Raw genomic sequence first — 14,065 nt, 5'->3', positions numbered from 1 at the left:
CTGACAATCGATGTGGAGCACAAGCCCGTGCAGGCGAGTGGAGCGGTGTCAGGAGGAGAAGCGCACATAGTCGAAGCGTGCGGTCACTCCCTCACCGGCCAGGGAGACGAGGCCGATGCGCGGGTCCGGGCCGGCGGGCAGATGCCAGACCCCACCCCAGATGTAGTGCTTCCCGTCCCGGCTCGTGGCCGACTGGAACCTGTGCTCGCCGGTCGTCGGATCGACGGTGTGGCGCAGCCGCAGCCACATGGTGTCGGCCGACGGGCCCAGTTGCATCTCCGGCCAGCTGTCACGGTCCCGGCCGATCCACAGGAAAGCCTGCCGTGATGGGCCGGTCCGGGTCGGAGCCAGATGGATCGAGTCCTCCGGGCTCCGGAAGGCGATCAGCCCGGCCTGGCTGCGCCCGTCGGGGGCGTCGGTGATCGGGAAGTGCAGCTTGGTCTCGACCGTGTAGGTGCCGGTCGGAGCGTCACGAAGCAGCGCCGAAGCCATGGTCCCCTTGCCCGAGAAGTCGGCGTCCTGCGTCGGCCACACGTACTGGCCGTCGGCGACCTTTCCGCCGACGGGGCCGAACCACGTCCACCCGTCCAGTTGGTCGTCGTCGAAGTCCTCGTCGTACTCCGGCAGTCGGGCTCCCATCACGGGGTCCGGCTGTTTGACGGTCACCGGGGTGTAGAGCCGGGTCACGCCGACGTTGTCCACCTCGCCGGCGCCGCGCGTCGAGGCGACACCGCCACGGCGCCAGTCCTTGGGTACCTCCACTGTCAGTTCGGCCAGCGGCATGTCGAGCATGGCCGAGCTGACGTGCACCCGCGCCTCCCCGTCGCGGATCTCGGCCGTGAGCGAGTGCCAGGTCCGCAGGTCGGCGTTGGCGTGCAGGCGCGCGGTGCGCTTCCGCACCACCTTCCGGTCCCGGGTGACCTCGACGGAGAGTGTGCCGGTGGAGTCCAGCCAGGCCACGGCGTGGTTGAACCGGCCTGCGGATGCCAGGACAAGGCCGACCCGGCCTTTGCCGTCGCGCAGCCGAACGTCGGCCTCGATCCTCACATCGCCGTCCGGGGCCCGTCGCGGCAGCAGCAGCCGCGGGACCGCGGCCCGGGACCGATTGCGGGCGTACCGCCCCGAGTCCGGATCCGAACCCGTGGTCCAGGACCGGTGCCCGGAGGTGTCGAAGCCGTCGAGGCCGTCGTCGAAGGTGCTGCCCGCGTCCCAGGTGCTCGTGGGCGCGGTCTGCCGTTCCTCGCTCGTCCAGGCGCCCGCGCGCACCGTCGGCCAGCCGCCGATCCAGTCGAGCCGGTCCATCATGGTCGGACGTCCACCCCAGTGGGGATCGCTCTCGTGGCGGTCGAAACCGTTGGTGAGGATCCAGTCCTGGCCGGACTTGTCCACCACGTTCGCCGAGTGGCCGGTCGCGACCCATGTGTTGCCGTTCGGCGCGTTGACGATCGTGCCGCCGACGTGCAGGTCGGCCAGGCCGACACCCTCGGCGTCCTTGAACGGGCCCATCGGGTCCTTGGCCCGCCCGACGAACACGGGATAGGCGCCCTTGTCCCGGGCGCAGCAGCCCAGGCCGGAGTAGAACAGGTAGTACCAGCCGTCGCGCTTCACCACGTATGCGGCTTCGCCGCGCCGGGCACCGACCACCTGCACCGGATCGCCGACCGGCGCGGTGCCCTCCTCGTTCAGGCGCACCGCCTGGATTCCGCCGTCGCGGAACGAGCCGTAGTAGAGGTACTTCTGGCCGTCGGAGTCGACGAACACCGCCGGATCGATCTGATTGACGGTCGTCCCGTACGGCAGCACGGGGTGGCCGATGTCCTTCCACGGGCCTGCCGGACGGTCCGACGTGGCCAGCGCGATGGTGTTCTTGTCGCCGCCGGCGACCGAGTAGTAGAGGTAGTACTTCCCGTTGATGTAGCGGATGTCGGGTGCCCAGTAGTAGGTGGTCGCGAAGTCGCGCCACTCCGGGTGGTTGTCGGGCCCGAAGACGTCACCGACGTAGGTCCAGTTGACGAGGTCGGCCGAGCGCGTGATCGGCATGAAGTGCTGCGACTCCCACGGGCCTCCCTGGTTCTCCCGGCGCATGCTGGTCTGGGTCGCATAGGCGTACCAGTAGCCGTCCTTGCCCCGGATGATCGACGGGTCGGAGAAGGCGTCCGCGACGTTGTCCATCACGGGGTTCTGGTACGTCCCGGGCGGATCGGCGGGATCGGCCGCGGCCGGTCCGGGATGCGCGCTGTCGAGGCCCAGGACCATGAGCAGGGCGAGGAGGAGGGTGCCGGGTCTGCCCCGGACCGCGCGGTATCGTGCTGACGTCGATGCCATGTCGGGAGCTCTCCTTTGTGGATACCGGACATACTGGATGTACGGGAGATATCGCAGATGCCGGGTCGCGGGCCGTGTCCGGCGGAACAGATGTAGGGCGCGGGGCGGGTTCAGACGATGACCAGGGCCGCGATGCGCCACAGGCCGTTCAGCTTCGAACCGGAAATCTCCAGGTCGGCGGTGCGCCCGTCCGCTCCACCGTCGAGTTCGAAGGAGAACCAGACGAAGGCGCGGCTCGGCAGGCTGTCGTCGCCGGAGCGTCCGAGGACCGTGCCGTCCTCGGAGAGGGTGGTGACACCCGAATCGGTGAGGGAGTCGCCGGTCAGCACCCACGCCGTGTGCCGGCCGGCCGGCACCGGGACGCGCAGGACGCTGGGCTCGCCCTTCTGCATGACGATGTCGCGGCGCAGGTCATCGGCGTTGCCCCGGTCACGGGTGTTCGGCCGGGCGCCGATCCAGCCGAAGCCGCGGTCGTCGGTGTAGTCGTCCTCGGGCGACAGCCTGGTGTACCCGGTCAGCAGCGGGCTGGACGGCGGGCCGGCGTCGAATGCCGTGGCCGCGTCATCGGGGTGGGGCGTGGTGACCACGGCCACCGACCGGCCGCGCTCGATCTCCTCGTCGCCGCTGGTGAGTCGGATCTCGACAGTGGCGAATCCCGGAGTGGACACCGGGGTCCCGGTGACGGTCAGCTCTCGCTCGGCTCCGGCGGGGACCGTCATGGTCCGCTCAGTGCTGGACCAGCCGTCGGGGGTGACGAGGCGGACGGTGACATCGCGGTCCGCCGTGCCGGTGTTGCGCACCAACACCGTGACCGGGTTGGCCCGGCCCGCCCACCACACCGGATCCGCCGCCGCCCGCATGACGACGAGCGATGGCACCGGGGCGCCGGGGTCGCTGACGGCGAACGCGGACAGCCGCCAGGGGCCGCCCACTCCCGTGAACGTGATGTCCGTGGTGCGGCCGGTGGCACCTCCGTCGAGGGGGAGTTCCAGCCAGGTGAAGGTTCCGCTCGGCTGCTTCGGACTGGTGGCGACGGTGGCGCCGTCCACCGCGACCCGGGTCGGCGAGGCCGTGGCACCGGTGTCACCGACCAGCACGTACCCGGTGTGCCGGCCGGCCGGCAGGGCGAGGCGCAGCACCCGGGACGAGTTGTGCCACAGGTGGTCGCGCAGCAGGGGCTCGCCACCGCGGTCCCTGGCCGACGGGGCGGCGCCGACCCAGCCGTGGCCGGCCGGCGCGGACCAGGCCGACTCGGGGGTCAGCGCGTCGTAGCCGGGCATCGAAGTGCCATCCCGTGGACCGGCGTTGAGGGCGAGGAGGCAGCGCCTGCCCTCGGGGGCGACGACCAGGGACGGCGGCCGGCCGTCGAGCCGGGTGAGCTTCGGCGCCACCTCCAGGTCCAGGGCGGCGACGGTGCCCAGCAAGGGGGGTGTGACCGGCAGCTCCAGCTCCGCGGTCGCGGCCCCGGCCGCGGACTGTGCGGCGGGCTCGGTGCGCCACTCCGCCGACGGTGTCCGCAGCGCGACCGTCAGGTCGCGGCCGCGCGCCGAGGCGTTGGTGAGGGTGACCGGCAGCAGGTTCGGCCGTCCGCCGAGCAGTACCCGCGGCCCGTTCAGCGCCGCTTGCAGCCATTCCCGCTTCGCATCGACGATGCGGCTCTTGTCGAAGAAGAATCCGACCACCGTGTCGCGCCAGAACCTCGCGTGCTCCCGCTGGGCCTCGAAGCCCGCCTCGATGGCGGCATGGCGCTGCCGGTCGACGTCCCCGGACACTTCGCGCCACTCGGCGAGGAACCGGTCGACGCGGTCGACCCCGGTGAAATGCGTATCGTAGATGTGCTGGATGACCGTCTTGCCCGAGCGCAGTCGATGGTCGTACGGCACCCAGTGCATGAACAGCAACAGGTCGTCGGGACAGGTCGCCACGGATTCGTAGTGCTTCTGCCACGGCCGCGGGTAGAGCCCGGTGAAGCCGCTGCCGGTCGCCTCGGTGCGGTCGAAGCCGGTGCCCTCGGTCGTGGAGTGGTGTGACTGGAAGAGGGTGCCCAGCGGGCTCGGGTCGAGATGGTCGCCGCCGGGGTCGGTGAGATAGCCCATCCCCAGCGGCGACGTGTAGTCCTCGTACGTCCGGCGCGAGCGCGTCAGGATATCGGCCACGACCTCGGTGACCGCCTCATCGGTGCCGAAGGTCAGCCCGGCCCACTCCGCGGCCAGGTCCCGGGGATCGGCGTCCGGGTCCCAGCACATCCTGCCGAAGGCGTAGGTGTTCGCCGCCCCCAGCGGATAGCCGGTCCAGTTGCGGGCGTTGCCGAAGTTGCTGACCCCGGCGATGCCCGCCCGCGGCACACGGTCATCGCCGTCCGCGAGGATGTCGGCGACGGTCGGTCCGGTGCCGGGCCCCCGCGTCGGGAAGGTCAGCACCTCCCGCCACAGCGGAGCCAGATAGGTGGTGTGGAGCGTGTGGCCCGTGTACTCCTGGGTGAGCTGGAGCTCCAGCAGCTGGTTGGTGTGGCGCATCGCGCCGAACAGGGGATGTACGGGCTCGCGGATCTGGAAGTCGATCGGCCCGTACTTGGTCTGGAGGATGACGTTGTCGTCGAACGTGCCGTCCAGCGGGGCGAACACCCGGTACTGATACTCCGCCCAGTCGCTGAAATCCTCGTGCACGAAGCTGCGCCAGACGATCTGCCCGCCGTGCGGTGCCACCGTGCGGGCCAGCATGTTCGCGCCCTCGGCATGGGTGCGTCCGTAGTCGAGTGGGCCGGGCTGCCCCTCCGAGTTCGCCTTCACCAGGAACCCGCCGAATCCGGGCAGGCTCGTGAAGATTTCGGCGCTCTTGTCGCGCCACCACTGCTGGACCCGTCGATCGGCGGGGTCGGCCGTCGTGATCGGATCGGTGTCGTCCGCGGTCAGGATCATCGGGCTGGCGTAGTTGACGGACAGCCAGACAGAGATGCCCCACGAGTGGAGAAGTGCTGCCAGGGGTCTGAGTCGGGTCAGCATCTCGCCGGTGATGAAGTCGGCGCCGGCGTTCACATTGTTGAGCACCGAAGCGTTGATGCCGATCGATGCCATGGACCGCGCATAGTCGACCACCCGGTCGGAGATGTCCGGCAGCTTGTCCCACTCGAAGAGCGAAGTGCCCGCGTAGCCACGCTCGATAGACCCGTCGACGTTGTCCCAGTGATTCATCATGCGCAGCGCGGTGCGCGGCTTCTCCAGGACGGACAGCTTGTGCAGCGGCCGCTCGAGCTGGAGCAGACGGATGAGATGGAAGACCCCGGCCAGTACGCCCCGATCACTGCGGGCCCCGATGACCAGCCGCCGCCTGCCCGGCGGGCCGGTCATCTCGATCACGAACCCTTGCCGGCCGATCCGGGCCAGCCGATCGGGACTCACCTGGGATCGCACGACCGGTGACTCGTCCACCGTGCCGATGACCACCGAGGCTCGATCGGCGGGAAGCCGGACCGGTGCGGTACCGGTGAGGCCCTGGGCGGCCCGCCGCAGTTCCCGCTCGGCGTTCTCCATGACCCGGCCCTCGCCCTGACGCACCAGAGCGGACAGGGCCTTCCGGTACTCGGCGAGCCGCCGGGGATCGGCAGTGGGGCGGTAGCGCAGCCAGAGGTCGTAGCCGTCCTCGTCGGGGATGCCCGCCGATGCGGCGAAGCCGTCCGCCGTGCCCCACGGGCTCAGCACGGTGGCGAAGGCGAGAGCGGATGCCTGGAGCACGCGGCGACGGCTGTACTCGTACTCGGATCGCGCCATTGCGGTTTCTCCTCTACGTAAGAACGAAGGGAATCGCGCCGAGCCCTCAGATGGCGGTGAGACGCGCTATGCGCGGGTTCGGGTGAGAATCGCGCGCAGTTCGGCCGGCGGGATCTTCGGTTGACGGTCCGGTGTGAGCAGGCCGTTGGTCTCTTGTTCCGTGTCGGTGAACTGGGTGTAGCAGAAGCCCGCGAGCCCGGAGTCCACCGCGGCGGCCACCAGGGCGGCGAGGCGTTCGGCGAAGTCCTCCTTCGTGGCCACGGTGTCGTAGCCGAACCACTGGGCACCCTCGGCCGGTTCGAAGGTCGCACCGCCGAACTCGCTGAGGACGACGGGCTGCCCTTGGTGGCGGACGCCGTCCAGGGTCAGCCGTTTGGCGCCGGGCCACTGCTCGGCGAGCTCGCCCTGCCGCAGCGAGGCGTGGCCGTAGCGCTCGCGCAGTACGTCCCCGTGCTGGGTGTAGTCGTGAACGCCCCAGATGTCGGCGGCGGAGATCTCCCAGCCGTCGTTGGAGACGGCGGGGCGGGAGGGGTCCAGGGCCTTGGTCAGGTGGTACAGGGCGTCCATGAAGTGGCGCTGCGCGGGGACGAGCGCCGGGTTCGGCACGGACCAGGACTCGTTGACCGGGACCCAGGCGACGATCGAGGGGTGGCTGAGGTCGCGGGAGATCGCTTCGGTCCACTCGGCGACCACGCGCTCGACGGTCTGCGCGCCGAAGGTGTACGCCGACGGCATCTCCTCCCACAGCAGCAGCCCGAGCCGGTCGGCCCAGTACAGGAACCGCGGGTCCTCGATCTTCTGGTGGACGCGCAGCCCGTTGAGGCCGATCTCCTTCGCCAGTTCGACGTCGCGACGCAATGCGCCGGCCGAGGCCGACAGATGCGATGCGGGCCAGTAGCCCTGCTGGAGCGCGAACCGGAGGAAGTACGGCTTGTGGTTGAGGAGGAAGACTCCGTCGTCCCAGCCGATGTCGCGCAGGCCCAGGTAGGACGTCACACGGTCGACCGGTGTGTCCTCGCCCGCGTCGCGCAACTCCACCACCGCGTCGACGAGGTGAGGCCGCTCCGGACTCCACAGCAGGTCGTCGAGGTCCTGCCCGTGGCGCAGGGCGGGCACCGCGACATCGAACTCCGCCTCCTGGCCCTCGATCAGCGTGCGCTGCTCGGCGAGCACCCGCTCACCCCGCGTGAGGCGGACCGTCACGGTGAGCGTGCGCCGCGGCCAGTGGCCCAGACGCAGCCGGCAGCGGACGCGGGCGTGGGCGACCTCGGGGGTCCAGTGCAGGAGCGTGATGTGCTCGGCCGGGACCTCTTCCAGCCACACCGGCTGCCAGATTCCGGAGGTGCGGTGGTACCAGATGACGTGTGGATCCCGGCGCCAGTCCTGCTTGCCGCGGGGCTGCGCGGCGTCGAGCGGCTGGTCCTCGGCGCGGACGACCAGGGTCTGCTCACCGTCCCGGTCGAAGGCGCCGGTCAGATCGCAGGTGAAGCCGGTGTGTCCGCCCTCGTGCCGCCCCACCGGGCGGCCGTTGAGCCAGACCTCGGCCCGGTGGTCGACCGCACCGAAGTGCAGCAGGAGCCGCCGCCCGGCGGCCGGCCGGGCCACGTCGATCGTGCGTCGGTACCAGAGCACGGGGTGGAAGGCGGTGTCCGCCACCCCGGAGGCCGCGGACTCGGGCGGATAGGGCACGGTGACGGTGCCGGTGAACGGTGCGGAGGTCGCCGGGTCCATCCAGCGGTCGGCGCGGCCGCGGTCCTCGTCGTCGTGGGCGAACTGCCAGGGACCGCCGAGGTCGCGCCAGTCGGGATCGCGGATCAGCTGCGGCCTCGGATGGCCTGCGGCGTCCAGGTGCGGGTGGGGCATGCGTGAACTCCGGTGTGTGGTGCGTGGGTGGGGGATGGCAAGGTGGCGCGCCGCGGTTCAGTTCTCCTGGGCATCCGCGGGGGAGCGGAGGTCCACGACCGTGGCGGCGAACGCCAGCGGGCCCGGCAGCAGCGGGACCAGCAGCGGAATCGACCAGGCCAGGAGCCCGCTGAGGATCACGGCACCGGCCAGCAGAAGACTGCCGCGCGGGTCCGCGGCCGAGCGGACCAGCGCCTCGCGTGCGGACAGCACGTGCGGTGTCTCCAGCGCGGTCGCCCGCAGCGCCACGACCGCGGCGCCCAGGACGAGCAGCGCGAGAGCGGGCGCCATGACGGCCGCTCCGGGCAGCGCGGCGCGCAACAGCGCGGCATCGATCAGGACGACCACCACGAGCAGCGGCGGCACCAGACCGAGGGCCGCGGACCGCGTGGACAGCTGGGCACGCAGCTGAGCGCCGTAGGTACCCGCCCTGACCTGGACGCCGCTGCCCGCGGCCTGCCGGAGCGTCGCGGACGCGGCGGCGAACGCGGCCGGGGCCGTGACGACCGGCAGGCAGGCGAGACTGGTGAGCAGGCCGATCAGCAGCATGTCCGCGAAGAGGGTGAAACCGGAGCCGAAGACCTCTCCGGGTTCCCGGCGCTCGCGCCGGGGCGCGATCGGTGCGTGGGACATGGTGTGCCTCACCCCTTCAGTCCGGACGTGGCCATGCCCTGCACCAGGTAGCGCTGGAAGACGAAGAAGAACAGCACGATCGGCAGCACCGAGATCACCGACATGGCGAACATGGGCCCGTACGCGGAGGTGCTGGACTGGTCGACGAAGCTGCTCAGGGCGAGCGTGATGGTGTACTTCTCCGGCGCGAAGAGATAGATCATCTGCGTGAAGAAGTCGTTCCACGTCCAGATGAAGGTGAAGATGGCCGTGGTGATCAGCGCGGGCCGGGCCAGCGGCAGCGTGATCGACCAGTACGTACGGAAGGGACCACAGCCGTCGATCCGCGCGGACTCCTCCAGCTCGCGTGGCAGGCCGCGCATGAACTGGACGATGAGGAAGACGAAGAACGCCTCGGTGGCCAGGAACTTCGGCAGGATCAGCGGCCAGTAACTGTCCACCAGGCCGAGCCGGTTGAAGATGATGTACTGCGGGATCAGTACGACGTGGTGCGGCAGCATCAGCGTCGCCACCATGAAGGCGAACATCACCTTGCTCATCCGGAAGCGCAGCCGGGCGAAGGCGTAGGCGGCCAGCGAGCAGGACAGGACATTGCCGAGGACGGCACCCCCCGCGATCAGCAGCGTGTTGCCGAGCAGGTGGGTGACGGTGACACCCGAGACCCCGTCCAGGGCGGTCGTGTAGTTCGACCACTCCAGATGGCTGGGCCACAGGTCGAGGCTCGTCATCACCTCGTTCGCCGGCTTGAGCGAAGTGGCGAGCAGCCAGGCCAGCGGATACAGCAGGACGAGCAGCGCGGCGGCCGAGATCGTGTGCGGCAGCCACCGCTTGGTGGCGATGTTCATCGGCCCTCCTCGTCCGCGTAGAACACCCAGGACCGGGAGGTCCGGAACAGGATCAGGGTGATCGCGCCGATGGCGATCAGCAGCAGCCAGGCCATCGCCGCCGCGTATCCCATATGCGAGGCCGTGAAGCCGCGCTCGTACAGGTACAGCGTGTAGAACATCGTGGAGTCGGCGGGTCCGCCGTCGCCGCCGCTGATGGCGAAGGCCGGGGTGAAGACCTGGAAGGAGTTGATGACCTCCAGGACCAGGTTGAAGAAGACGACCGGGGACAGCATCGGCACGGTGATGGACATGAACTGCCGCCAGCGGCCCGCGCCGTCGAGTGCCGCGGCCTCGTAGAGGTCGGGCGAGATCTGCTGGAGGCCCGCCAGGAAGATCACCATGGGCGCGCCGAACTGCCACACCGTCAGCAGGACGACGCCGTACACCGCGAGATGCGGGTTGCCGACCCAGCCGCCGGTGTGGATGCCGACGGTGTCCAGGACATTGGCGACGGTGCCGCCGTCGTTGAACAGCGCCTTCCACACCAGTGCGATGGACATGCTCGCGCCGAGCAGGGACGGCGCGTAGAACGCGGAGCGGTAGAAGCCCCGGCCCCGGCTGAGGTTCTTCAGCAGCATCGCCACGCCGAGGGCCAGGCCCAGCTTCAGCGGGACGGCCACGACGACGTACAGCATCGTGGTGCCGACCGACCGCCAGTAGCGGGGGTCCTCGGTCAGCATCTCCTGGTAGTTGCGCAGGCCCACCCAGTGCGGCGGGTCGAACAGGTTGTAGTCCGTGAACGACAGGTACAGGGATACGGCCATCGGCACGAGGGTCAGCACGACCGCGCCGATCATCCACGGGGTGAGGAACACGTAGGCGGGCCACTGCCGCTCACGCACCTGGCGCCGCTTGCTCTTGCGCGGGCGCGGATCCGTGGTGCCGACGGCACGCGCGGGCGCCCTTGTCGTGGACACCGTGCTCATGACTCCAGCTCCCGGTTCGCCTCGTCGATGAGTTCACGTGCCGCCTGCCGCGGGGTGGCCATCCCGTAGATCATGCGCTGGTGGATGCGCTTGAACGCCGTGTTGATCGCGAGATCGCCGGGCGGCGGTGCGGCCGGCGGGATGTCCAGACCGTACTTCTCCATCGTCTGCGCGTAGTCGTAGATCTCCCGCTCCGATCCCTCGAGCGTCTTGGCGACCCGGGCGGCGATCTTGCGGTTCGGCGGGGTGGACCGGGAGAAGCCGAGGATGTCGCCGGCCCGTGGGTCGTTCAGGAGGAAGTCGATCAACTGGGCCGACTCCTTGGGGTGCTTGCTCTGCGAGCCGATGCCGAGGAGCATGCTCGGCTTGAAGTACGCGCCCTGGTGGCCGCCGGTCGTGGGCACGGGCGCGAAGTGGATGTTCTCGCCGAGCAGGGCCGTGTACCCGGGGAACGGTGCGTCCCAGGTGAAGTCGGCGGCCCCGAGGCGGCGGCCGATCGGGCTGGTCTCGGTGCTCTTGGCCTGAACGGTGTCCCGGGCCTGGGCGACGGCGCCTTCTTCGCGGAGCGTGTTGAGGAACGACCAGAAGGCGGTCAGGTCGTCCTCGGTGAAGCCGAGTTTCGTCTGGTCCGCGTAGAGGTTCTTGCCGCGGCTGCGCAGCCAGGTCTCGAAGACGTCCTCGTTGCCACCGCCGTCGTTGGCGCCGGTGAAGGGGCGTCCGTCGGGGGACTTCATGCCCAGGGCGGCGATCTTCTTGTTGGCCTTCGCCCAGTCCTGCCAGGTCCAGCTCGGCTGGGGTGTGGCGATACCGGCCTTCTTGTAGACGGCGGAGTCGTAGGCGTACCCGGTGATGCCACGCCCCATGGGCAGGGCGAACTGCCTGCCCTGGTAGGTGCCGGTGCGCAGGAAGTCCTGGTCCATGTCGGACGTGCGGATCGTCCGGTCCTTGATGACACCGTCCAGCGACATGATCGCCTTGCCGCCCGCGTACTGGGAGATCTGCCGGTAGTCGAGCTGGACCACGTCGGGCACACCGCCGCCGGCGGCCTGCGTGGCCAGCTTCTGGAGATACGAGCCGAAGTCGCCGTTCGACGTGCGCACGGTGACGCCGGGGTGTTCCTTCTCGAAGAGGCGGATCGCCTTCTCGGTGCGCGCGGCACGGTCGTCGTTGCCCCACCAGGAGAACCGGAGGGTGATGCCGGACGAGTCGCCGCTCGCGGCGGAGCACGCGGAGAGCGTGCCGGTCAGGGCGGTGCTGAGGCCGATGGCGGCGACGGCCAGGACAGCCCGGCGGCCCGGACGTGGGAGCCGGCCGTCCTTGTCGCGCGACCGGGCCACGCCGACCGCCACGGGGAAGCCGTCGTACCGCGCGCTCACCATGTGTGCCTGCCCAGCTGGGCGGTGACCTGCTCGCGGTCCCAGGCGCCGTCGGCGACGGTCACCCGGTAGCCGCGGGAGAGGGTGTCGCCGGGGGCGAGGACGAGCTCCTCGTGGAACGCCCAGGACGGCGCGACCGCGGCGAACGGGTCGCTGCGCACGAACCAGTGCGCCGGGTGCGTCCCCTTGTCACCCGCGTGGTCGTTGGCCGGGGCGTGTTCGAAGACGACCGTGGCGTGGCCGTCGCGCCCGTCGTGCTCACCGACGTACGCCAGCCAGGGCGCCTGGCTGCCCATCAGGTCGCCGCTGTCCGCCTCGGCGGTGAAGACGTGGCCGTCGCGGAAGGCGCGCGGACCCCGCCAGAACAGGCCGGTGTATCCGGCGGCCGGGCGGCCGTGGGTGGTGGGGCTGCCGAAGCGCAGCGGTTCGGACCGGCGGTTGGTGATCGCCGAGGTCCATGTGAGCGACCAGCTGCCGGCCCGCGGATCGACGTCGCGCACCTCGATGCGGCGCTCCTCCTGGGCCCACAGTTCACCGTCGTACGGATGCCAGGTCAGACGCTCCGCGATCACGGCCCGGTCGTCCGCGGCGGCGACCTCCTCGAATGCGACATGCGCCATCGAGCCGACCCGCTCGGGCAGCGCGACATACCCCTCGCCGTGGATGTAGGTGTTCCCGCCCCACAGGTTCTGGCCCGACAGGTGGGAGGCCGTCAGCTGGAGCCCCTTGTGCCAGCGATGGTCGTTGGGGCGGTAGTCGGTGACGAGTCCGCCGGAGAGGGTCCGGAGCGGGTGCAGATACGGCTTGGGGGCCTCCCACGGGGCTTCGGGGCGGTACACGTAGGCGAACAGCTCGGTGCCGGTCGCCTCGTGGGCCACGGTGATGCGGTCACCGTGGGCATGGGTCAGAGCGAGCGTCATGCGGAGGCCTCTTCCGTGCGGGTGGTGTCCGGCGCCCATCCCTGGGCGCCGCCGTGCAGCTCGGTGTAGTAGGGGTCGCCGGGGCCGATCTCCCCGGCGCGGACCGGGGTGTCGGTGAACGCGGACTTGTACAGGGCGGTGATGAACTCGAGCGTCTGCCGGCCGCCCGCGCCGCTGGTCGCGTGGCGTCGTCCCGCCCTGATGTCGGCCACCAGGGCATGGAGCTGGGCCAGGTGCGAGCTCGGCTCGTCCGTGCCGAAGTCGCGCCAGGCGGCCACGGTCTCCTCGGGGACACCGGGGGCCGGGGTGATGCGCCAGTCCGCGTTTCGGTAGCCGTAGAGGTGGGTCAGTTCGATCGTGGCGCGCTCGCAGTCGATGCGGATCCGGCTCACCTCGTCGGGGCTCAGCACGCTGTTGACCACGGTGGCCACGGCGCCGCTCGCGAACCGCACCTGCGCCGTGGACACGTCCTCGGTCTCGACGTCGTGCACGAGCCGCGCCGCCATCCCCCGCACCTCGCTCCAGGGCCCCATCAGGTCCAGGAGCAGATCCGTCTGGTGGATGCCATGCCCCATGGCGGGCCCGCCGCCCTCGGTCGCCCACCGCCCGCGCCACGGAACGGAGTAGTACCCGGCGTCCCGGTACCAGGTGGTCTGGCAGTGGGCGACGAGCGGGCGGCCGAACGCCCCCTCCCGCAGCAGTCGCCGTACCTGGCGCGCGCCGGAGCCGAACCGGTGCTGGAAGACGATGGAGGCGTACGGTCCCGCGTCCCCGGGCTCCTCGGCGGTCTCGATGGCATCGAAGTCGGCGAGGGACGGGCAGGGCGGCTTCTCGCACCACACCCAGGCCCCCGCCTTCAGCGCGGTCACCGCCTGGTCGCGGTGCACGGCGGGCGGTGTGCACAACACCACGAGATCGGGGTGCCGTTCGGCCAGGGTCGCGTCGAGGTCCGTCGAGGCGTACGGAATCCCGGCGCCGGCCGCGAACGCGCGCACCGCGTCCATGTCGACGTCGACGGCGGCGACGAGCTCCACCTCGCCCGCTTCGGCGAGCGTGCGCAGCGCGGGCAGATGGCTGGAGCGCGCGATGCCCCCGGTGCCGACCACGGCGGTGCGCAGTGGGGTGGTGGAGCGGTGCGAAGACATGCGGACCCTCTCATGAGATGTGCGGTGAGCGCGACGCCGTGGGCGCGGGCGGGCAGCCCGGACCGTCCGACGGACAGCCCTCGGCTGCCCCCGTGACGCCCCCGGTAGCAACCGCTTGCTATCGATCGGTTCCAACGTTGTAACCGCGAAATCTCGCCACGGTCAACCCCTCGTCCGGAACGGG

At 70.5% G+C, this 14,065-nt stretch carries 9 protein-coding genes; all 9 read right to left on the bottom strand.

The window, feature by feature from the left end; genetic code table 11:
• Nucleotides 1-48: 48 nt before the first annotated feature.
• On the bottom strand, nucleotides 49-2,325 hold the full coding sequence (locus AS97_RS01600) for a family 43 glycosylhydrolase (RefSeq protein ID WP_210564204.1): 2,277 nt from the start codon (nucleotides 2,323-2,325) through the stop codon (nucleotides 49-51).
• 110 nt (nucleotides 2,326-2,435) lie between these two features.
• A complete protein-coding gene (locus AS97_RS01595) occupies nucleotides 2,436-6,092 on the bottom strand; it encodes an alpha-glucuronidase family glycosyl hydrolase (protein ID WP_210564203.1) in 3,657 nt (1,218 codons plus the stop codon).
• 66 nt (nucleotides 6,093-6,158) lie between these two features.
• Nucleotides 6,159-7,955 carry a sugar-binding domain-containing protein gene (locus tag AS97_RS01590; protein WP_210564202.1) on the bottom strand — a complete coding sequence of 599 codons (1,797 nt, stop codon included), beginning with the start codon at nucleotides 7,953-7,955 and terminating at the stop codon, nucleotides 6,159-6,161.
• A gap of 57 nt (nucleotides 7,956-8,012) precedes the next feature.
• On the bottom strand, nucleotides 8,013-8,627 hold the full coding sequence (locus AS97_RS01585; RefSeq protein WP_059144008.1) for a hypothetical protein: 615 nt from the start codon (nucleotides 8,625-8,627) through the stop codon (nucleotides 8,013-8,015).
• Between the two features lie 8 nt (nucleotides 8,628-8,635).
• Nucleotides 8,636-9,472, bottom strand: a complete 837-nt coding sequence (locus AS97_RS01580; protein ID WP_059144009.1) for a carbohydrate ABC transporter permease — start codon at nucleotides 9,470-9,472, stop codon at nucleotides 8,636-8,638.
• On the bottom strand, nucleotides 9,469-10,440 hold the full coding sequence (locus AS97_RS01575; RefSeq protein WP_125757162.1) for a sugar ABC transporter permease: 972 nt from the start codon (nucleotides 10,438-10,440) through the stop codon (nucleotides 9,469-9,471). Before AS97_RS01575 ends, AS97_RS01580 begins: the two co-directional genes overlap by 4 nt.
• The gene (locus AS97_RS01570) at nucleotides 10,437-11,819 is read right to left on the bottom strand and encodes an ABC transporter substrate-binding protein (protein WP_125757160.1); all 1,383 of its coding nucleotides are present in this window, start codon (nucleotides 11,817-11,819) and stop codon (nucleotides 10,437-10,439) included. Before AS97_RS01570 ends, AS97_RS01575 begins: the two co-directional genes overlap by 4 nt.
• Entirely contained in the window at nucleotides 11,813-12,736 is a 924-nt protein-coding gene (locus tag AS97_RS01565; RefSeq protein WP_125757158.1) for a PmoA family protein, read from the bottom strand. Before AS97_RS01565 ends, AS97_RS01570 begins: the two co-directional genes overlap by 7 nt.
• On the bottom strand, nucleotides 12,733-13,881 hold the full coding sequence (locus AS97_RS01560; protein ID WP_086706099.1) for a Gfo/Idh/MocA family oxidoreductase: 1,149 nt from the start codon (nucleotides 13,879-13,881) through the stop codon (nucleotides 12,733-12,735). Before AS97_RS01560 ends, AS97_RS01565 begins: the two co-directional genes overlap by 4 nt.
• Nucleotides 13,882-14,065 lie beyond the last annotated feature (184 nt).

The organism is Streptomyces sp. AgN23 (genome assembly GCF_001598115.1).
Taxonomy (GTDB): domain Bacteria; phylum Actinomycetota; class Actinomycetes; order Streptomycetales; family Streptomycetaceae; genus Streptomyces; species Streptomyces antimycoticus.
The sequence above is the reverse complement of the archived record's forward strand: the minus strand, read 5'-3'. Positions and strand labels throughout refer to the sequence as shown.